At 41.3% G+C, this 18916-nt stretch carries 18 protein-coding genes; 14 read left to right on the forward strand and 4 right to left on the reverse strand.

What is annotated here, in order from left to right; genetic code table 11:
• The first annotated feature begins 183 nt into the window (after nt 1–183).
• The 7 genes from CXF62_RS13910 to CXF62_RS13940 all read left to right on the forward strand — a co-directional run bounded on the left by CXF62_RS13910 (nt 184) and on the right by CXF62_RS13940 (nt 6999).
• A complete protein-coding gene (locus tag CXF62_RS13910) occupies nt 184–1281 on the forward strand; it encodes a LysM peptidoglycan-binding domain-containing protein (protein ID WP_102094850.1) in 1098 nt (365 codons plus the stop codon).
• Between the two features lie 75 nt (nt 1282–1356).
• The gene (dprA, locus tag CXF62_RS13915; RefSeq protein ID WP_102094851.1) at nt 1357–2607 is read left to right on the forward strand and encodes a DNA-processing protein DprA; all 1251 of its coding nucleotides are present in this window, start codon (nt 1357–1359) and stop codon (nt 2605–2607) included.
• A 117-nt stretch (nt 2608–2724) separates the two neighbouring features.
• Nucleotides 2725–3354: an L-threonylcarbamoyladenylate synthase gene (locus CXF62_RS13920; RefSeq protein WP_102094852.1), complete on the forward strand. Its 630-nt coding sequence runs from the start codon at nt 2725–2727 to the stop codon at nt 3352–3354.
• 151 nt (nt 3355–3505) lie between these two features.
• Nucleotides 3506–3967: a hypothetical protein gene (locus CXF62_RS13925; protein ID WP_102094853.1), complete on the forward strand. Its 462-nt coding sequence runs from the start codon at nt 3506–3508 to the stop codon at nt 3965–3967.
• Between the two features lie 134 nt (nt 3968–4101).
• Complete coding sequence (locus CXF62_RS13930) at nt 4102–4509, forward strand: hypothetical protein (protein WP_102094854.1); 408 nt, start codon at nt 4102–4104, stop codon at nt 4507–4509.
• A 259-nt stretch (nt 4510–4768) separates the two neighbouring features.
• Nucleotides 4769–5779: a TIGR01777 family oxidoreductase gene (locus CXF62_RS13935; protein WP_102094855.1), complete on the forward strand. Its 1011-nt coding sequence runs from the start codon at nt 4769–4771 to the stop codon at nt 5777–5779.
• A gap of 86 nt (nt 5780–5865) precedes the next feature.
• Complete coding sequence (locus tag CXF62_RS13940; RefSeq protein WP_102094856.1) at nt 5866–6999, forward strand: metallophosphoesterase; 1134 nt, start codon at nt 5866–5868, stop codon at nt 6997–6999.
• 48 nt (nt 7000–7047) lie between these two features.
• Here CXF62_RS13940 and CXF62_RS13945 read toward each other — a convergent pair whose 3' ends face one another.
• A complete protein-coding gene (locus CXF62_RS13945) occupies nt 7048–8460 on the reverse strand; it encodes an alpha/beta hydrolase (RefSeq protein WP_102094857.1) in 1413 nt (470 codons plus the stop codon).
• 434 nt (nt 8461–8894) lie between these two features.
• Here CXF62_RS13945 and grpE point away from each other — a divergent pair, with 434 nt between their 5' ends.
• Together grpE and dnaK are read left to right on the forward strand one after the other, a co-directional pair.
• Nucleotides 8895–9494: a nucleotide exchange factor GrpE gene (gene grpE / locus CXF62_RS13950; RefSeq protein WP_057762215.1), complete on the forward strand. Its 600-nt coding sequence runs from the start codon at nt 8895–8897 to the stop codon at nt 9492–9494.
• 183 nt (nt 9495–9677) lie between these two features.
• Complete coding sequence (gene dnaK, locus CXF62_RS13955) at nt 9678–11618, forward strand: molecular chaperone DnaK (protein WP_102094858.1); 1941 nt, start codon at nt 9678–9680, stop codon at nt 11616–11618.
• A 118-nt stretch (nt 11619–11736) separates the two neighbouring features.
• On the opposite strand, the gene CXF62_RS13960 is transcribed toward dnaK, so the two are convergent.
• Both CXF62_RS13960 and CXF62_RS13965 read right to left on the reverse strand, forming a co-directional pair.
• A complete protein-coding gene (locus tag CXF62_RS13960) occupies nt 11737–12546 on the reverse strand; it encodes a methyltransferase domain-containing protein (RefSeq protein WP_228153257.1) in 810 nt (269 codons plus the stop codon).
• 71 nt (nt 12547–12617) lie between these two features.
• Nucleotides 12618–13850 (reverse strand): 8-amino-7-oxononanoate synthase, encoded by a 1233-nt coding sequence (locus CXF62_RS13965; protein WP_102094860.1) that lies wholly within the window; start codon nt 13848–13850, stop codon nt 12618–12620.
• A 304-nt stretch (nt 13851–14154) separates the two neighbouring features.
• On the opposite strand from CXF62_RS13965, the gene CXF62_RS13970 reads away from it, so the two are divergent.
• The 5 genes from CXF62_RS13970 to CXF62_RS13985 all read left to right on the forward strand — a co-directional run bounded on the left by CXF62_RS13970 (nt 14155) and on the right by CXF62_RS13985 (nt 17128).
• The gene (locus CXF62_RS13970) at nt 14155–14694 is read left to right on the forward strand and encodes a porin family protein (protein ID WP_102078619.1); all 540 of its coding nucleotides are present in this window, start codon (nt 14155–14157) and stop codon (nt 14692–14694) included.
• A gap of 70 nt (nt 14695–14764) precedes the next feature.
• Complete coding sequence (locus CXF62_RS14775) at nt 14765–14908, forward strand: hypothetical protein (protein WP_185156664.1); 144 nt, start codon at nt 14765–14767, stop codon at nt 14906–14908.
• Nucleotides 14909–14979: 71 nt separating this feature from the next.
• On the forward strand, nt 14980–15561 hold the full coding sequence (locus CXF62_RS13975) for a porin family protein (RefSeq protein ID WP_102094861.1): 582 nt from the start codon (nt 14980–14982) through the stop codon (nt 15559–15561).
• A gap of 210 nt (nt 15562–15771) precedes the next feature.
• Nucleotides 15772–16251 carry an NfeD family protein gene (locus CXF62_RS13980; protein WP_057762204.1) on the forward strand — a complete coding sequence of 160 codons (480 nt, stop codon included), beginning with the start codon at nt 15772–15774 and terminating at the stop codon, nt 16249–16251.
• A 16-nt stretch (nt 16252–16267) separates the two neighbouring features.
• Entirely contained in the window at nt 16268–17128 is an 861-nt protein-coding gene (locus CXF62_RS13985) for an SPFH domain-containing protein (protein ID WP_057762202.1), read from the forward strand.
• Nucleotides 17129–17206: 78 nt separating this feature from the next.
• Here CXF62_RS13985 and hemN read toward each other — a convergent pair whose 3' ends face one another.
• A complete protein-coding gene (hemN, locus tag CXF62_RS13990; RefSeq protein ID WP_371547884.1) occupies nt 17207–18685 on the reverse strand; it encodes an oxygen-independent coproporphyrinogen III oxidase in 1479 nt (492 codons plus the stop codon).
• Between the last annotated feature and the right edge of the window lie 231 nt (nt 18686–18916).

Here is an 18916-nt window from a genome sequence, read left to right on the forward strand (position 1 = left end):
AGGCGCTTTTTTAGGAATTATTCTAGCCAATTACACTGAACAGTTACCCTATAATCGCCATGAGAATTTTATTAATAAGTTGCTGATAAATTTGATTTTTTATTGATTTAAGAGATTTTTACAGTAATAAATTAAGTACAGTTCTTTGCGTGGAACACAGTGGTACATATTGTGGATATAACGATGAAGATGAGCTTAAAAAAGATAGCAAAAGCACTGTTAATGACGACGTTTAGTAGTGCCATGTTGATGAGCACGGCTCAAGCTAACAATCCGCCACCAACTATCAAAGCTGATGCGCCCAATCGTTATATCGTCAAAAAAGGCGATACTTTATGGGACATCTCAGGTCGCTATCTAGATAGCCCATGGCGCTGGAAAGAAATTTGGGCAACCAATAAGCAAATCAAAAATCCAAACCTTATTTACCCTAATGACGTTCTTATCCTTTGTGTGATTCAAGGTAAAACGCTGATTGGCGTTGATACTGGTGAAGGCTGTGCCGGCGTTGAAAAGCAGCTTACTGGAAATGTAAGTACGAGCACGGTCGCGATTACCTCGACGGCCAATAGTATTCCTCCTATTCCGTGGTCAGCTATTCAGCATTGGCTTGATAAAACGCTTATCGTTAATCCCCAAGACTTTAATACCACGCCTTATATTTTAGCTTCTAAAAACCGTAACTTAATTACTGCGCGCGGTGATAAGGTCTATGCTAAAGGCGTACCGCTTATCGTAGGCCAGCGTTACGGTGTATACCGTGAAGGTGAGCTATATGTAGATCCCAAAACGCAAGAAGTGATCGGCTTGGAAGTTACACAAGTAGCGACAGGACTAGTAACTTCTACAGAAAGTAATGGTGTGACTAGCTTGCAGCTTATTGATAGTTATGGCAAAGAAGTGCGTGAAGGAGATCGCGTATTTGTAGAGTTAGATAACGCTATTCCTCCTGTCTTTTATCCAACGCCTGCAAGTGTCAGTCGCGGCGGTATGATCGTACGTGTGATGGACTCTATCAGCTCGGCTGCAAAGGGTAGTGTGGTCGCTATTAACTTGGGTAGCTTGCAAGGCGCCAAACCAGGTGATGTGCTAACGGTTTATCAAAAAGGACCTTTGGTACGTGATACTAAGGACAATGACACACCTGTACGTCTACCAAACGAGCCTAGCGGTATGGTGATGATTTTTAATACCTTTGACCACATCAGCTATGCTTACGTACTTGACTCTGAGTTACCACTTAATATTGGCGATCAGTTGTTACCACCCCCTTATTTATAAATAGCTATAAGGCCGTATTAAGCAATATATTAAACTAAATACTAATCTAAGCTTGCCTATACGAGACAGATGACAATGACGGCAGTCACCTCTTCTTTATCCGACGATCAGCGCGCTATCTTAGCGCTGTGGTATGAGGTGAATGCGTCGTTATCTGCTTATCACAAACTGATCACTTCTTTTGGTTATCCGCAGCTTGCTTGGCAAGCCAAAGTAGAGGCATGGAAGCAGCTCGGTATTCATCATACCCATCTCAAACGTCATGAACAGCCAGAGCAAACACTCGCCAATATCGATAAGATTCAGCAAGCATTGATAGATGGGCGTTATGGTTTACTATTCGCTGATGACGCCGATTATCCTGCCCAACTCTCACAAATCTACGACCCGCCGCCATTATTATTTTATCGTGGGAATAGCGCACGCCTGCATCAAGCACAAATCGCTATAGTAGGTAGCCGAAAACCCACCGCGCATGCGCAAAAAATCACGTTTGATATGGCGCAGTACTTAGCGCAAGCAGGCTATATTATTACTAGCGGTCTGGCTATGGGTGTGGATAAACGCGCACATTTAGGTGCACTAGCACAGGCAGATTCTGACTATCAGGGACGTACAGTTGGTGTAATGGGTACGGGGATCGATGTAAACTATCCCAATCATCGAGATCAGTTATTTACTCAAATTATCGAGCAAGGTGGCTGCATTATTAGTGAGCTACTACCGCATACGCAGCCACATAAACATACTTTTCCGCGTCGCAATCGTTTGGTAGCTGGGCTGAGTCTCGCGACCATTGTAACGGAAGCGACCATCAAAAGCGGCTCGCTTATAACAGCACGTCTCACGTCTGAACAAGGTAAACAGGTCTTTGCTATTCCCAGTCATATTGATAATAGTAATGCAGAGGGTTGCCATCATTTGATACGTGAAGGTGCGACCTTGATTTATCATCCGCAGCAAGTACTAGAAGACGTCAATGGTCAGCTTGATTACGATAAAGGCGCTTATAGAACAGCAAACGCTACCAACTCTAATAGCAATCACTCGAATGTCACTCAGACTTCCGATACGTTTGAGATAGAGAAAAACTCAATCAAATCTACTAGCCGGCAACCATCCTCTGAGATAAAACCTGCGCGCAGTACAGTCGTTGTGCCTGAGCATTTAACTGCAATCTATGAGCAGCTTGACTGGCATGGGCAAGATTTAGATGCGCTTATTAGTGCAACCAAGCTTGCACCGCCGCAGTTGATTGGTCAGCTAATGGAGCTTGAGTTAATGGGTCTTATCAGCGAACAAGGTGGACGATATTTACGCGTTTAAAATATTGCAAATATTCCTTATTAGACGCTGGCATAGATAGCCCTTAGTTATAGTCTCTCCTAGACAATATCCCTCTTGTGGTATTATTAGAATTTACTTCTACGAACCATTTAAGTCATGAGCCAACCTACACCTCTTATTACTAATTCTGCCATCCAAGCTGCTAAGTGGCTAAAAGAAGGAAAACTGCTCGCGTATCCTACAGAAAGCGTTTGGGGTATTGGTTGCGACCCTTATGACCAAGCAGCTGTTCAGCGTATCTTGGATATCAAACAACGTCCACAAGCCAAAGGCATGATAGTCGTTACTGATAGTGTGTCTCGCTTAGCCCCCTTACTAGCCTCTTTAGATGATGTTCAGCGCCAGCAGGTTATTGATAGCTGGCAGACAGACGATAGTAGAGATGAACAGCACAATCGCCAAGCACATACTTGGTTATTACCGATTCCTCAGCCGCTTGCAAGCACTGTGCCCACTTGGATTACCGGTCAGCATCAGACTATTGCTGTTCGAGTTATCTCGCATCCTACAGTTCGTCAGCTTTGTCAACAGATGGTCAGTGAGCAAAACCCATTTGGGCTATTGGTTTCTACAAGCTGCAACCGATCAGGACAAACGCCTGCTAGCACCTTTGAAGCCGCCTATGCTTATTTCAAAGAGCAAATTGGTTATTTGCAGGGTGATACATTGGGTTATACCTTACCTAGCCAGATTCGTGACGCAACGACAGGCTTGGTTATTCGTTAGTGGACAAGAAAGATGTAGACGTTTTTTTTGCTACCTGTTTGCCTTACTTAACATGTTTTCTATTGTATGAGCTACATTTTTACAGTAATGCTGGCACAAATACTGTTTATCACACACTGACGGTAGCCCTGAATAGGATTTAGGCAGTCATATGAAAAATAAATTAAATCAGCCAAGTCATAGTTTGAACGAAAGTTTGGCTGAATATCCAAAAATGAAGGTTACTAAGTTATTTTTATTCGTAGGAGCGCTGTATGAGCTCATTATCTTTCCATGGATAGCGACACCTCTTAGCCCAGATGACAGCATAGGTCTATTGTTCATACTGTTTTTTCCAGTTTATCTTATTGCAGGTGGCTTGTTTGCGATGCCAACTACATTAATGATGGGAAAGTGGCATTCGTATAAAGAAATATACATACAAGATGGGTGGTGGATAAGAACTTTTTTTATGGGAGTTCTTATTAATGCTTTATTTTTTGTTTGGTTTATATTTTCTAAATTTGGTTTAGTGATATGGTTCTCTATCAGTTTAACTGGAGGAGTAAGTGCCGTATTAGCAGGTATGTCAGCTTTACCAGTATTGAAAGAAAATATTGAAGACGTAGGCTGAGCCATTAAATAAAGAGCTGATCAAACTATTTCTGAAATATTATGATGCGTTTGGATGGTCAAGAAAGTTCGAAACGGTTTATAACAGCTATATTATTTCCATTCACAAATTGACCAACTTATGAGTTAAAACTAATGTTAGATAACAACAGCCACTATCCAAAAAAAATGGTGATATTTTTATTTTTAACTTTAGGTACGCTATATCAGTTGATCTTATTCCCTATTTTAGTATCGCTGATAATGTGGAATAAGGATATAGGTCTGGCATACGCTGTAGCCATACCTTTTTACCTTATTGCAGGTGTATTTCTTATTGGAATGCCTACACTATTGTGCGGTATATGGCTTGCTTCCAAACAAACATATAAGTCCAAAAGATGGTGGGTAAGAGTTTTTCTTGTTGGTTTTTCTATTAATGCCACATTTTTTATTGGTCAAGATGCTCGTACATGGTTGGCGATTAGCTTAGTAGGAGGTATAAGTGCTTTGATTGTGAGTATGTCCGTATTACCTAAACCTAAACAAAGTCTGCAATATTAGCCAAAAAATTAGGATACTTTTTTAATAAAAAAACTTCTATTTTTGACAGTAATTATCAAAGTGCAATGTTTGACCTCGTAAACCTTTCATTCCTCACCTTCCTTTACCAAAAGTATGTAAAAGTCGTTTTGATAAAAACCACAAAAAAGCAGACGATGGTTGTAACGGTCTGGTTTTTATTGAACGATAAGTACTTCAACAATAAATAATTTAACGATCAGTCATATTGGCGAGATTTGAGGCATATAGGGAGTAGGGTATGAATGTTTTGATTAGTGGTGGTTCAGGGTTTTTGGGAAGTGCTTTTAGTCGAGAGCTAATGGCACGGTCTCGCGCGCAGAATAAAGACGTGACGATTACTTGGTTAACTCGTAATAGCAGTCAACCACATCCCGATGATATCAATATGATGACTTATGACGAGCTTGCGAAGTCTGATATGAGTTTTGATGTCATATTAAATTTAGCAGGTGCTGGGATTGCTGACTCTCGTTGGAGCGATGAGCGCAAAGAGCAGTTGATGGCGAGCCGTATCAAACCTACTCAGTCGATATTGGATTTTATAGCACGTGCTAGCACAAAACCCAAGTTACTGGTAAGCGGCTCAGCAATCGGTTGGTATGGTACGCAAGGCGACAAGCCATTGACTGAAAATAGCGATTATGAGACAGACTTTGCCCATACATTATGTGATGAATGGGAGCAATTAGCGCTTAAAGCAACCAATCATGATGTTCCTGTAGCTATTGTCAGAACAGGTGTAGTCATTCATCCTGAGGGCGGAATGGTGGCTAAATTGTTGCTACCCTTTAAATTTGGTGTCGGTGGACAGTTGGGTGATGGACAGCAAGTCATGAGCTGGATCAGCCGTGAAGATTGGGTTAGTGCGGTCATCTTTATTATTGAGCAGCAGCTTAAACTTACTAAAGAATCAGACGTTAATCACATTGAAAGCTTAGCCCAAGACAATGCACCTATTAATGATAGCACTATCAAAACTGCAAGCGGTACCGCAAATAATACAAATGCAGTCGTATATAACCTTACTGCTCCGAATCCTGTGACCAATCATACTTTTACCAAAGCACTTGGCTCATGGCTACATCGCCCAACCTTTTTTACTTTACCAGAGTTTTTGCTTAAGCTGATGTTTGGCAAAATGTCGACCTTACTTATCGATGGTCAAAAGGTGCTGCCACAAGCGCTATTGGATGCAGGTTATTCGTTCAAACACTCGACACTCCAGCAAGCATTAGGAAATCAGAAATAGTTATATAGCAGTTGTTTCATGTGAAACATTAGAGTTTATTTTCTGATAATCACTTATCAAACAGTATTTATGTCTAAGGGCAGTCCATGCGTTACGCATTTTTCTTCACTATCTTTTTGCTATTACAGCTGTTCAGTCTGGGTACAGTATTAAGTATACAGTGGTGGCTCCAGCCTTGGATGACGCCAACATTACAGACAACGATATGGGTTAGTGTATTTATTATTACTAATGGTCTATTAGTATTGAGCGTAAAAAGAGCATTTGCTAACAGTTATCGCTGGATTAGTGGATGGATGCTAATCATGCATTTTATGATACTGACGGCGTTGGCAGTGAGTCTATTCTACGGAGGGTATCTGCTAGTAGTTGCTTTATCAGGTAGTACGTTACACCAATCGAATGAAATGGCTATAGGGCTAAGAGTACTAGCGCTATTCCTATTTTTAGGACTATTTATTTATTCGTTATATAGTGCCTATACCCCTGTTATACGCAAGCTTTCTATTAATATAGGTAAACCTTTAACCAAGCCGCTACGCATTGCAGTCGCTAGTGACTTGCATATAGGCCGATTATTTGGTGTAAAAGCCATAGATAGATTGCAGCAACTTATAATTCGCTCTGGTGCAGATATGCTGCTGATGCCTGGGGATATTATGGATGATAATACAGATGCCTTTAATGAATATCATATGGAGCAAAACCTAGCAGAATTGTGCCGTAGTCTGCCAGGTGGTGTCTATGCGACATTGGGTAATCATGATTTGTATGGTCATGAGCGACCTATTAGCGAAGCGCTGCAAAATGCAGGTATACAACTGTTGAACGATGAGGTGCTCTGTATCGAGCATGAGGGTCAATCAGTATGGCTAGTTGGACGTTTTGATAACCATAAACGTCAACGTGTAGCGACTACTGATCTGCTTGCGCAAGTAGATACGTCGCAGCTAGTGATATTGTTAGATCATAGACCGAGTGATATAGATAATCACAGTCAATTACCTATAGATTTACAAGTCTCGGGACATACTCACAACGGTCAAGTATTCCCCGCTAATTTCATCGTCAATGCTATTAATAGATTAGGCTATGGCTATGAGCAGATTGGTAAAGGACACTTTGTCGTGTCCTCTGGCTATGGTTTTTGGGGCATTCCCTTTCGATTGGGATCGCGCTCAGAGATTTGGTTGATTACGCTATCTGGTAATACCAATTAATCAGTTATACAAATCATTAATTAGCTGGCTAACTAAATAACTAACGGTTTATGCAGCTAACTGGGATTGTGTATTGATGATTTCACGTACAAAGCTGCTAAAGCCATGAATAATATTGCTTGTCTCTTGTCCAAGACCTTGATGAACACTCATAAAGTGTATAAAGCCATGCGGTGCTCCAAGCACAGTATAGGTCTCTACAGCAACGCCATAACCTCTCAGCTGCTTTGCATAAGCAAATGCCTCGTCACGTAATACATCGAGCTCAGAAGCTACAATGTAAGTTGGGCAAACTTTACTATTATCACCCAGCATAGGTGAGTTCAGTATATGTAGACGAGGCAGCGGACTATTTTCCAAACAAGCAGCATCAAATACTGCTACATCAGCATGATCTAATAGTAGACCCTCACCATATAGCTCCCAACTAGGATAATCTGTCTCAATATCAGTGACTGGATACAAGGGCATTTGCGCTAGAGGTTCGGGTAGTTTTTCTAATAGATTAAACATTTTCTGACCTTCTATCCCTAGGTCTGCCCATGCGCTTTTGCTCGGTGCTGTCAGCTGCTGCGCAATTAAAGTTGATAGACCACCCCCTGCGCTATCACCAGCTAATACGATACGAGAAGGTAATGCGCCCAATGTGTGACAGTGCTCAACTAACCAAGCATATGCAGTGATACAGTCTTTCAATGCTGCTGGAGCAGGGCATTCAGGAGCTAAGCGATAATCGACACTAACCACAGACCAGCCAGTCTGCTCACATACCGCATGACAGAACTCATGATGTGTATCGACATCACCAATGCAGAACCCGCCACCATGAAAAAACAGCATGACTGTTTCATCAGGATTATGGATACGTTTTCTTCTAAAACCAGATTTTTTGCCGCCGGCTTTATAACAACGGACGGTCATGTCGCCATCATCAGCATTGGCAATCGTTTCATCTTTCCAACTAACAGGTGAATCATTTTTTTTAGTGAAGGGCTTTATATTGCTTAGCATAGTCGTATTGGCTTGCTGCCATACTCTAGGTGACTGCATGGCTACCGCATCAGCAGTAAATCTCTCACGCAACTCTGGCATTGGAGTTAGTTCTAACGGTGTTTTGAGGTAGCTATTTACTGCAAGGATGAGACGCAGGTGAGCGTTTGCATGCAGATATTGTTTTGAATTAGGGCCTTTAAGGTAACCAATTACCCCTTCTAAAATAGGATCTGGTAAGTAACCGAGACTTTTCATTGCATAGTGCAATGTATGCGGCTGGTAGTTTGCGACAGGGTTATAAGCGAGTATTTTTTCTTTAACGCTCAGACGTTTTTCTAATAAGTCATACGTTTGTGCATCTTGGTTCGATGACTCTCTTGACGCTGGATTTTCTTTTGACGCTAAGTGCAATGTCATCAATGCTTTATTAAGCAAAGTATTGATAGATAAATTTTTTGAATTAGACATAACAGCTCTCATAAATGATTTTTAGCGTGCATTTGAGTGTAGGCGATAATATTTATAGCAATGATAAAATAGACAGCAGAATAATAGCGTATCGTTTGGTAATAGCTTGATTAATAAGCGTAAAGCAATTGGAATAAATAGCGGTTTTTTGTTCTTTTTGTGAATAAATATTGAGATTTATTGACATGGAACAAAAATGTTTGACGCATCGTATTAATGACACTTCACGAATATTTGTCATAAATGGTAAAAATTCCTTTGCTCTAGGCTTGAAATTTGTCCTTATCACCTTTATCAAGCAGCTATTGAAGCGTATTAAAAAAAACAATGAGTTAGAAACATCGAGTATTTAATAATGGCATAGTAGGACCAGTAATTATTCGGTCTACTGTGCTGTCTCTTAATCTTCATTATTGAAATTCCAAGGAGCTATCATGAGCGAGCAAAACCCGAACCACGAAAATCTTGACCAAAATGTGGCACATGAGAATATTGATCACAATGACAGTATCTTAGAAGAAACCATGAAAGAGTTTGATCCACAGAATAATTCAGGTGAAGAAACGACTATCGAAAACGAAATCAACCTTGATACTTTTAAAGCGCGTATTGCTGAGCTAGAAGGCGAAGTAAAACAAGCCAAAGAAGGTACTGCACGTGCTAATGCTGAAGCTTATAATGCGCAAAAACGCATGGAGCAAGAAGCGGATAAGAGCAAAAAATTTGCACTACAGAAATTTGCTAAAGAATTGTTAGACATCGTTGACAACTTAGAGCGCGCTATCGAAAATGCCGATGCCAATGATCCAGTCGCTGAGGGTGTGCAATTAACGCACAAAGCATTGGTTGCGGTATTGACCAAAAACGGCGTAGAAGTGGTCGATCCACAAGGCGAAAAATTCAACGCTGACTTCCATGAAGCAGTGGGTATTGACCCAGAAGCAGCGGCAGATACAGTTGGTACGGTCTTACAAAAAGGCTATAGCCTAAACGGTCGTCTATTACGTCCAGCTATGGTTCGTGTTGGTCAGTAATATTTTTAGGGCTAAACCCTACTAATATGAAGGTTTTTCACAAAAAATGACATGAAACACAGTTTTTGCGTGATTATCGCCTTGAAAAATACGACGGGTAAACCGATATATAGCAACAAGTGACCGACTACGGTCTGGATAAATAAGTATTTATAGTTAAAAACAAATTAGGAGCAATTGATTATGGGTAAAGTAATTGGTATTGATTTAGGTACTACTAACTCGTGTGTAGCAGTAATGGAAGGTGACAAAGTCAAAGTCATCGAAAATGCTGAAGGTACTCGTACAACACCATCGATCGTCGCCTATAAAGATGACGAAACGCTTGTTGGTCAGTCAGCTAAGCGTCAAGCAGTAACCAACCCAAGCAACACTTTGTTTGCGATCAAGCGTTTGATCGGTCGTCGTTTTGATGACAAAGTCGTACAAAAAGACATTGGCATGGTTCCTTACGAAATCGCTAAAGCAGATAACGGCGATGCATGGGTAGAAATCAATGGTAAAAAGCTTGCGCCACCACAGGTTTCTGCTGAAATCTTGAAAAAAATGAAAAAAACAGCAGAAGATTATCTTGGTGAGAGCGTGACTGAAGCGGTTGTAACTGTACCTGCTTACTTCAATGACTCACAGCGTCAAGCAACTAAAGATGCGGGTAAAATCGCTGGTCTTGATGTAAAACGTATCATCAATGAGCCAACTGCTGCTGCACTTGCTTATGGTATGGACAAGAAGCAAGGCGATAGCACTGTTGCTGTATACGACTTGGGTGGTGGTACTTTCGATATCTCAATCATCGAAATCGCAGACGTAGATGGTGAGCAACAATTCGAAGTACTAGCGACCAACGGTGATACTTTCCTAGGTGGTGAAGATTTTGACTCAGCATTGATTGACTTCTTAGTTGCTGAATTCAAAAAAGAGCAAGACGTTAACCTAAAAGGTGACTCTCTTGCGATGCAGCGTCTAAAAGAAGCGGCAGAAAAAGCGAAGATTGAGCTATCAAGTGCACAAAGCACTGAAGTAAACTTGCCATACATCACTGCTGATAGCAGTGGTCCTAAGCATTTGGTTGTAACTATCAGCCGCTCGAAACTAGAGAGCCTAACTGAAGAATTAGTACAACGTACAATGGGTCCTTGTAAGACTGCACTTGAAGATGCTGGCCTAAAAATTGGCGATATCGATGACGTTATCCTCGTCGGTGGTCAGACGCGTATGCCACTAGTACAACAAAAAGTACAAGAATTCTTTGGTCAAGAGCCACGTAAAGACGTGAACCCTGATGAAGCAGTTGCAGCTGGTGCAGCGATTCAAGGTGCCGTATTGTCTGGTGACAAAACTGACGTATTGCTACTTGATGTAACGCCATTGACCTTAGGTATCGAAACGATGGGCGGTGTCATGACGCCAGTTATCGAGAAAAACACCATGATTCCTACTAAGAAATCACAGGTATTCTCAACGGCTGAAGACAATCAGCCAGCAGTAACGATTCAGGTATATCAAGGTGAGCGTAAAATCGCTAACCAAAACAAAATGCTTGGCCGTTTTGACTTGACGGATATTCCACCAGCACCACGTGGCTTACCACAAATCGAAGTGTCTTTTGACATCAATGCTGATGGTATCATGAATATCTCAGCAACCGATAAAGGTACTGGTAAAGCACAAAGCATCCAGATCAAAGCGGATTCTGGCTTGTCGGACGAAGAAGTCGAACAAATGGTTCGTGATGCAGAAGCTAATGCTGCTGAAGATGAGAAGTTCGCTAACCTAGCGCAAGTTCGTAACGAAGCAGATGGTCGTATCCATGCGGTACAAAAAGCGCTGAAAGAAGCAGAAGATAAAGTGACTGATGAAGAAAAATCAACAGTAGAATCTGCCATCACTGAGCTTGAAGCGGCGGCGAAAGAAGACGATCATGACGAAATCAAAGCTAAGCTTGAAGCATTAGACAATGCATTCTTGCCAATCAGCCAAAAAATCTACGCTGATAGCGGCGCTGGCGCAGAAGGTATGGATCCAAGCCAGTTCCAACAAGGTGCTGACGATGCTGGTAGCAACAAAGCTGATGACGACGTTGTTGATGCTGAGTTCACTGAAGTAGACGAAGATAAAAAATAATACGGCTATTAACTAGTTAAATTAAAAAACGCATCCTTCGGGGTGCGTTTTTTTATGGCTATTTTTCCTATCGGTTACTATTTCTGCTAGCTATTGTTTTTCTTAATAAGATGCGTGCTTATAGTTTAAACGCGCTTACTATGAGCACTTCATAGGTTAAATTAACCACGAGCTGTCCTGTTTCATCCTTTCTTGAAAAATGTTGCCAATAGTCTGACTCAAATTGCTGTAGACGCGATTTGGTCCATATAAAGGTTTGAGTATCTTCTGATTTAACTTGCGTTTGATTGGTCGATACACCAGTGAGTTTCATATGCTTTAAGATAGCGTAGGGGGTAGGAAATGGTAAATCAAAGCGCTGAATTGAGAGTTTGATATTCTCAAAGCCAGCACTATCTAATGCCAATTGCCATTCATTAATATCTGGGTAGTGAAGTCCTTGGCCCGTGAGAGTTTTAATTTGCGAAAAGTTATTTGGCGTAAAAGTACTAAAGACCAGCTGTCTCCCAGATTGTAAACGCTGCGCTGATTGCGTGACGAAACTCAACGGATTATCAAACCATTGCACGGCATTGGCACTAATTATCAAGCTATGATTTTCTGCTAAATCTATCGTTTCAGCATCACCAATCATTACGTCAGCAGTTGGCAGTATTGATTGCAATGTAGCACTCTGCTCACTACATAACTCATTAATAAGCCAATACTGGCTTTGAATATGATCAGCGAGTAGGCGCGTCATTTGACCTGTGCCTGCACCCACTTCTAGCACACTACTTTGTTTGGTATGAGCAATACTGTCTAATAAGTACTGACAAACGATCTGCTGGACATTGGCATGCTGGTCATAATCGCTTGCATTAGCAAAGTGGCGAGCGATGGTTTGTTTTCTAACACTGAGGTCGTCAGCTGTGTCGAATGTTGTCATAGGCTTCATTATATCCAAGTGTGCCAGTTATCTATCAATAGTAGAAATAAAGTTTGTGTCAAACGATAAAGTTACAACTGCTGTATCAGTCGCGCACAGTCTTCGTTAGTCAGTTTGGCATTCATAACTAAACGAATGCGAGCAGTGTTTGCAGGCACAGTAGGCGGCCTGATAGGTAGCGCGTAAAATCCAGCGGCTTGCAACTGTTGTGCTTTGACAAGGGTACTCGCATTATCGCCTAATATATAAGGAACGATAGGGGATTCATAGTGTATATCTTCCAAGGTTGGCGATACACGGTGCCGTGGGTTAATGGCTTGGCTAAGCGTGGTAGATAACTGTGCTAGATGCGCACGTTGATTAGTTAAGGTCGGCATCTTTGCTAAAATAAATCGTGTCCATGCGTGATTGATAGGAGGAAGTGCAGTGCTAAAAATCAATGGACGCATGGCATTGATCAGCCATTGTTTGACGACCTCATCACACATGATATAAGCACCCATTGAAGCAAATGCTTTACCAAAGGTACCCACCAAGTAGTCAATATCGGCCAAGGTATGCGTTTCTTCCGCTAATCCTAGACCTGTATCGCCAAGCACTCCAACAGCATGTGCTTCATCGATATATAGCTCAATACGAGCATCTTTGGATTTTAATTGTACTAGTTCAGGCAAGTCAGCACGGTCGCCATCCATACTAAATATACTCTCGGTGACAATAATGATGCGTTCAACCGTCTCGTCTGCTTGTTCAATAAACTTGGCCAAATGTTCGTAATCGTTATGACGGTAACGACGATAGGTGACCAGTTTGCTTTGGCTCAAGCGCATCCCATCGATAATGCTGGCATGCACTAGCTTGTCAGCCAAAATGAGTGTCTTGACTGGCAAAGCTGTTAATGCTGGCAAGATACCTAGGTTGGCGTGATAGCCACTGTTCAATACCAATACAGATTTTGAATCGGTCAAACTCTGTTTTTCTATGGCGCTTTGATACCAATTTTGCAGTTCTTCTTCTAGGGCTTCTAACTGTATATCGTTGCCTGTCAGTAGGCGTGAGGAAGTGGCACTCATTTTAGGAGTGTGTGTAGTAGATAGCTGTCCCACTTGAGTAAGAAACTCAGCTTGCAGCTCAGTATCGCCGCCTAAACCAAGATAATCATTACTCGCAATATTAAGCAGAGCTTTACCATTGCTAATAACGTATCGTCCGTCATGCTGCAGGTTTGGTAATTGACGGTACTGCTGCTTTGCTTTCAAGTCTGCAAGTGTGCTTTGCAAACGCTCAGTGATTGAATTTTGCATTTTTTCTCTCTAATTATTGTTATATCAGCCATATTTATCTGATTTGTATAGCAAGAAAAATATGAAATGAGTACGAATTATTGCATAAACTGGGTGGATGTAACAAAAGGTTTCATATCTAGGCCTTTGTAACCCGAGCACTGACAAATGCTTTCAAATCTTAACTCTCATACCATTAAACACTGACAGAGTGTCTGAAATAGTTTGTTACTATGTACCCATCGTTAGCAAACAAGGCGATACGGCCAAATGGTCAATACAACTAAATAACTTGTTTGTCCAAATTTACTTGAAGGAGCTAATAATGAAAACTCTACAAAAAACTATACTTGCACTAGCAACTGGTTCTTTACTTACTGTAGGTGCACAAGCTGCCGTTAATTATGGTAACGGCTATACAGGTCAACCGTATGTTGGTGCTAAGATTGGTCAGTTCGATAATGATGTAAGCGGCGACGATCCAACTGCGTATGGTGTGTATGCTGGTTATAACTTCGATCCTAATTTTGGTATGGAAGTTGAATATGTTGGTTCAGATGATGCTGATCTAGACAATAATGCTGGCGATTATGATACGAAAACTTATGGTGCGTACGGTACTTATCGTTACACGTTCCCAAATACTGCACTGTATGCCAAAGGTAAGCTTGGTATCGCTAAAACAGAGCTAGAAGCTGATTTTAACGACGGTAGCAGTGATTCAGTGAGTGATACTGGTATTGCTGGTGGCATCGGTCTTGGCTATGCGGTGAATCCTAACTTCAATGTTGAAACAGAATATGCCATGATGGATAGTGATGCAGATACTAAGCTGCTTACTGTTGGTGCTAACTTAAAGTTCTAATTATTTAGAAAACAAGCTTTTAGCAAACAGCTATAATAAAGAAACGATCACTTTAAGTGGTCGTTTTTTTTTGCTTAAAATTATACAAAACATATGTTTACTTTATCAAACAGTTTGGTATGATACTGATACTGATACTGATACTGATACTGATACTGATACTGATACTGATACTGATACTGATACTGATACTGATACTGATACTGCTATCTAGTGAAAAATAGTTCAGTAAAATCTGATAACTAGAAAGTTGTTTTTCTACTAAACATAAAGTTGAGAAAATCTATGAAAAATCTACAAAAGGCCTTAATCGCAGTAATCGCTAGTTCAGTAATGACGATGAGCGCACAAGCAGCTGTTAATTATGCAGGCCAACCGTATGCTGGTGCGAAAGTAGGCCAGTACAACCCAGATGTAGATGCAGTTGACCTTGATGATGCGGTATCATATGGAGTTTATGGGGGATACAAGTTTGCTCCAGAGATAGGTATTGAAGCTGAATATTTGACAACTAGCGATGAAGAAGTTTTCAATGATGCATTCGAAAAGCTAGAATACAGCACTGATGTATACGGTTTATATGCAACTTATGATTATGCATTTCCAAATACTACACTTTATGCAAAAGGTCGTTTAGGAATAGCAAAGAATGAATTAGATTTAGAATATACTGACAAAGAAGATTCTGAATTTAGTGCAGATGATAGCTACTCAGAAACAGGTATAGCTGGTGGCTTGGGTTTAGGCTATAACTTCACTCCTATGGTCTCTACCGAAGTCATGTACAACTATTATCCTTCTATAGATGTAGAAGGCGATGATTTTGATGCAAGCGGCATTACTCTAGGTGCCCATTTTAAATTCTAGTATAGAGTTAGAGTTAGTCAATAGAACGATCACTTTAAGTGGTCGTTTTTTTTGCTTAAAATTTATGATGGGGCTTTTAGGGTAATAATTTATAAGTAGCTCACCGATAATATATCATTATCGTTAAAGCGTTGTTATCCTTAAAAATGTGCTACATTAAAAACTGGAATGATAAAGATAGGAATGGTGGCAAGGATGGAGATACTTTGGATGATTGAACCTTGGCATTGGTTAGTATTAGGTTTCTTATTACTAATCGTTGAGATGTTTGTACCGACGTTTGCCAGTCTGTGGTTTGGTGCCGCTGCCATCATCGTTGCAGCGCTATCATGGCTGTTGCCTATTTCTGTCTCTGTTCAGATTATCGTCTGGTTAGTGCTCTCTGCTGTGTTTTTGCTAGCTTGGTTTAAGTTTATCAAACCGTTGTCAGTAGATCGTACCAAAGCTGGGCTAGGCGGTAGTGTCATAGTTGGTGAGGTCGGAATGATTATCGTGTCACCGCAGCTAGATAAAGCTGGCACAGTTAGATTTAGTGTTCCTATCGTTGGTGCTGCTGAATGGATGTGCCGTACGAGAGGGGAGCAGGTGGCAATCGGCGATAGAGTGGTAGTGACGGATATCGTGGGTAACGAGCTGATTGTGAGCAGTACAAAAGCGCAGGCAGCGATGCATAAAAGTATGCAGGTATAATAATAAGGGATGAGTTATGGAAAGCTTTAGTATTGTCATGGTGGTATTGATTGCACTGGTGGTATTCACCGTGTTTAAAGGCGTACGTATTGTACCGCAAGGTTATAAATGGGTGGTGCAGAGACTGGGTAAGTATAGCCAAACGCTAGAGCCTGGACTCAACCTCATCATCCCTTATGTAGATGATGTGGCTTATAAAGTAACGACTAAGGACATCGTACTCGATATCCCGTCACAAGAAGTCATTACTCGTGACAACGTCGTTATCATTGCAAACGCTGTCGCTTATATTAATATCGTGCGTCCTGACAAGGCGGTCTACGGTATCGAAGATTATGAGTACGGTATCCGTAATCTGGTGCAGACGTCATTGCGCTCAATCATTGGTGAGATGGATCTTGATAGTGCATTGTCCAGTCGTGACGAGATCAAAACCAAGCTCAAACATGCAATTTCAGAAGATATCGCAGATTGGGGTATTACCCTTAAGACAGTAGAGATTCAAGATATTAATCCTTCGCAGACCATGCAAGCGTCTATGGAAGAGCAAGCAGCGGCAGAGCGTTTACGCCGTGCAACCGTGACCCGTGCTGATGGTCAAAAGCAAGCTGCTATCTTAGAAGCAGATGGTCGCTTGGAGGCTTCACGCCGTGATGCTGAAGCGCAAGTAGTACTAGCCAGAGGTTCTGAAGAGTCGATTCGTTTGATTACTAGTGCGATGGGCGAGGAAGAGATGCCCATCGTATACTTGCTGGGTGAGCAGTATATCAAAGCGATACGAGAGTTGGCTGAATCTGATAACTCCAAAATGGTGGTATTACCAGCAGATATCTTAAGCACTGTAAAAGGTATGGTCGGTGATAAATTAAAAGTGTAAAAAGTCATAGCAATATTAAAAAAAGACCTCGCTTGAGGTCTTTTTTATGTGTATTAATTGGACTAAAGTTTCGCTAGCTTAGATAACTTTTGAAAAGCGGTTTTGATGTTTCTTTTCTAAATATTCATCAAATACCATGGCGACGTTACGGCCAAGCAAGCGACCTCTAGGTAAGACGCGAATACCTGCTGCATCCATATCTATCAATCTATCGTCTTGCATAGCGCCCAACTGCTGAATCTCACTAATAAAATAGGTGATGGCATCGATACCAAATTTTTGATTCACATCTTTAAAATCGAGATAGTCATGACATAGTAGGTTCATGATGACATATTCACGCAAGCGATCCTTAATAGAGGTTTTAATGTACTTTACTGCAGGCATGACAGTTGGATTAATTTTCGCCATATCAATCTTGGCTTGATAGCTCTGTAGTTCAGTATCGTTTTGCAAAATATAGCGCGTATTGGCATTAGAAATCTGACTGATTGATGAGACACCAAAGCCTAATAAGTCACAATCACCCATGATGGTGTAACCCTGAAAGTTACGATGTAATTTACCCTCACGCTGGGCGATAGCCAACTCGTCATCAGGTTTGGCAAAGTGATCGATACCGATATATTGATAACCGGCTTCGGTCAATGTGTTGACAGTATTGCCGAGCATCGTCAGTTTGGCAGCTGGGCTGGGCAAGTCTTCATCTTTTATCTGACGTTGGGCTTTAAATCGCTCAGGCAAATGCGCATAGTTAAAGACCGATAGGCGGTCTGGTGACATCTCGATGATACGATTTACAGTTTTGTCCAACGTATCAGGTGTTTGATGCGGCAAACCATAAATCAAATCAATATTGATAGAGCGAAAACCAAGCTCACGTGCTTCTGTTAGCACGGTTTCAATAATCTCTGCTGAATGCACACGATTAACGGCGATTTGCACCGTTTCATCCAAGTCCTGCACCCCTAAGCTAATACGGTTGAAACCGAGATTACGCATTATCTTTAGAGTGTTTTCACTCAGCTCACGAGGGTCAATCTCAATAGAGTAGTCACCTTCATCTTCTGGCAAAAAATCAAACTGAGTCTGTAAAAACTCCCACAACTGCACCATCTCTTCGTCACGCAAAAACGTTGGCGTACCACCGCCCAAATGTAGCTGTTTGACCAATAGTTTGTCGCTGCCTTCTGGCGTAGATAATAAGCGGCGTTTATGTGTAATTTCACCAATCAAATACTGCAAGTAATCGCCAGAATCACTATTTTTTTTGGTAATAATCTTATTACAAGCACAGTAGTAGCAAAGGTGACGACAAAACGGAATATGAAAATATAGCGATAAAGGAGCACGCGCTTCACGGTTTTGCAGGATTTTCGTCTCAAGACCGATATTCTCGAAGCTATCTGGTATTGGCGCGAACTCTAGCGCAGTCGGATAAGAGGTATAACGTGGCCCTGAGCGATTGTACTTATTGATGATTGCCTCATCAAATGCTGGTAGCTGCTTGCTCGTAATACTGCCGCGTGTACTGGCATAAGGGTTGTCAGGTTGCATAACAGGGCGCACAGTCGTGGGCGGCTCGTCCGCACGGTTGTAGGGCTGCTGAGTATTTTGTTCTGAATAGTCTGTCATGCGATATTCCTCGTTTTTACTCTAGATACTGCTGGTTTCTGGATTAACAATGATTTCGGATTTGGTGTTTATTTTTCGCTTGTATCAATGATTAAGAATAAGATTCTAATACGTCATCGGCAGCAGTATGTATCGCTAAATGTATAGTAGATA

Source organism: Psychrobacter sp. MES7-P7E (assembly GCF_002863645.1).
Lineage (GTDB): Bacteria > Pseudomonadota > Gammaproteobacteria > Pseudomonadales > Moraxellaceae > Psychrobacter.

Excerpts from the sequence above, each read along its gene's own strand:
- CXF62_RS13910 (WP_102094850.1), top strand. The coding sequence starts at position 184 with ATGAAGATGAGCTTAAAAAAGATAGCAAAAGCACTGTTAATGACGACG.
- dprA (WP_102094851.1), top strand. The coding sequence starts at position 1,357 with ATGACGGCAGTCACCTCTTCTTTATCCGACGATCAGCGCGCTATCTTA.
- CXF62_RS13920 (WP_102094852.1), top strand. The coding sequence starts at position 2,725 with ATGAGCCAACCTACACCTCTTATTACTAATTCTGCCATCCAAGCTGCT.
- CXF62_RS13925 (WP_102094853.1), top strand. The coding sequence starts at position 3,506 with ATGAAAAATAAATTAAATCAGCCAAGTCATAGTTTGAACGAAAGTTTG.
- CXF62_RS13930 (WP_102094854.1), top strand. The coding sequence starts at position 4,102 with ATGTTAGATAACAACAGCCACTATCCAAAAAAAATGGTGATATTTTTA.
- CXF62_RS13935 (WP_102094855.1), top strand. The coding sequence starts at position 4,769 with ATGAATGTTTTGATTAGTGGTGGTTCAGGGTTTTTGGGAAGTGCTTTT.
- CXF62_RS13940 (WP_102094856.1), top strand. The coding sequence starts at position 5,866 with ATGCGTTACGCATTTTTCTTCACTATCTTTTTGCTATTACAGCTGTTC.
- CXF62_RS13945 (WP_102094857.1), bottom strand. The coding sequence starts at position 8,460 with ATGTCTAATTCAAAAAATTTATCTATCAATACTTTGCTTAATAAAGCA.
- grpE (WP_057762215.1), top strand. The coding sequence starts at position 8,895 with ATGAGCGAGCAAAACCCGAACCACGAAAATCTTGACCAAAATGTGGCA.
- dnaK (WP_102094858.1), top strand. The coding sequence starts at position 9,678 with ATGGGTAAAGTAATTGGTATTGATTTAGGTACTACTAACTCGTGTGTA.
- CXF62_RS13960 (WP_228153257.1), bottom strand. The coding sequence starts at position 12,546 with ATGACAACATTCGACACAGCTGACGACCTCAGTGTTAGAAAACAAACC.
- CXF62_RS13965 (WP_102094860.1), bottom strand. The coding sequence starts at position 13,850 with ATGCAAAATTCAATCACTGAGCGTTTGCAAAGCACACTTGCAGACTTG.
- CXF62_RS13970 (WP_102078619.1), top strand. The coding sequence starts at position 14,155 with ATGAAAACTCTACAAAAAACTATACTTGCACTAGCAACTGGTTCTTTA.
- CXF62_RS13975 (WP_102094861.1), top strand. The coding sequence starts at position 14,980 with ATGAAAAATCTACAAAAGGCCTTAATCGCAGTAATCGCTAGTTCAGTA.
- CXF62_RS13980 (WP_057762204.1), top strand. The coding sequence starts at position 15,772 with ATGATTGAACCTTGGCATTGGTTAGTATTAGGTTTCTTATTACTAATC.
- CXF62_RS13985 (WP_057762202.1), top strand. The coding sequence starts at position 16,268 with ATGGAAAGCTTTAGTATTGTCATGGTGGTATTGATTGCACTGGTGGTA.
- hemN (WP_371547884.1), bottom strand. The coding sequence starts at position 18,685 with ATGCAACCTGACAACCCTTATGCCAGTACACGCGGCAGTATTACGAGC.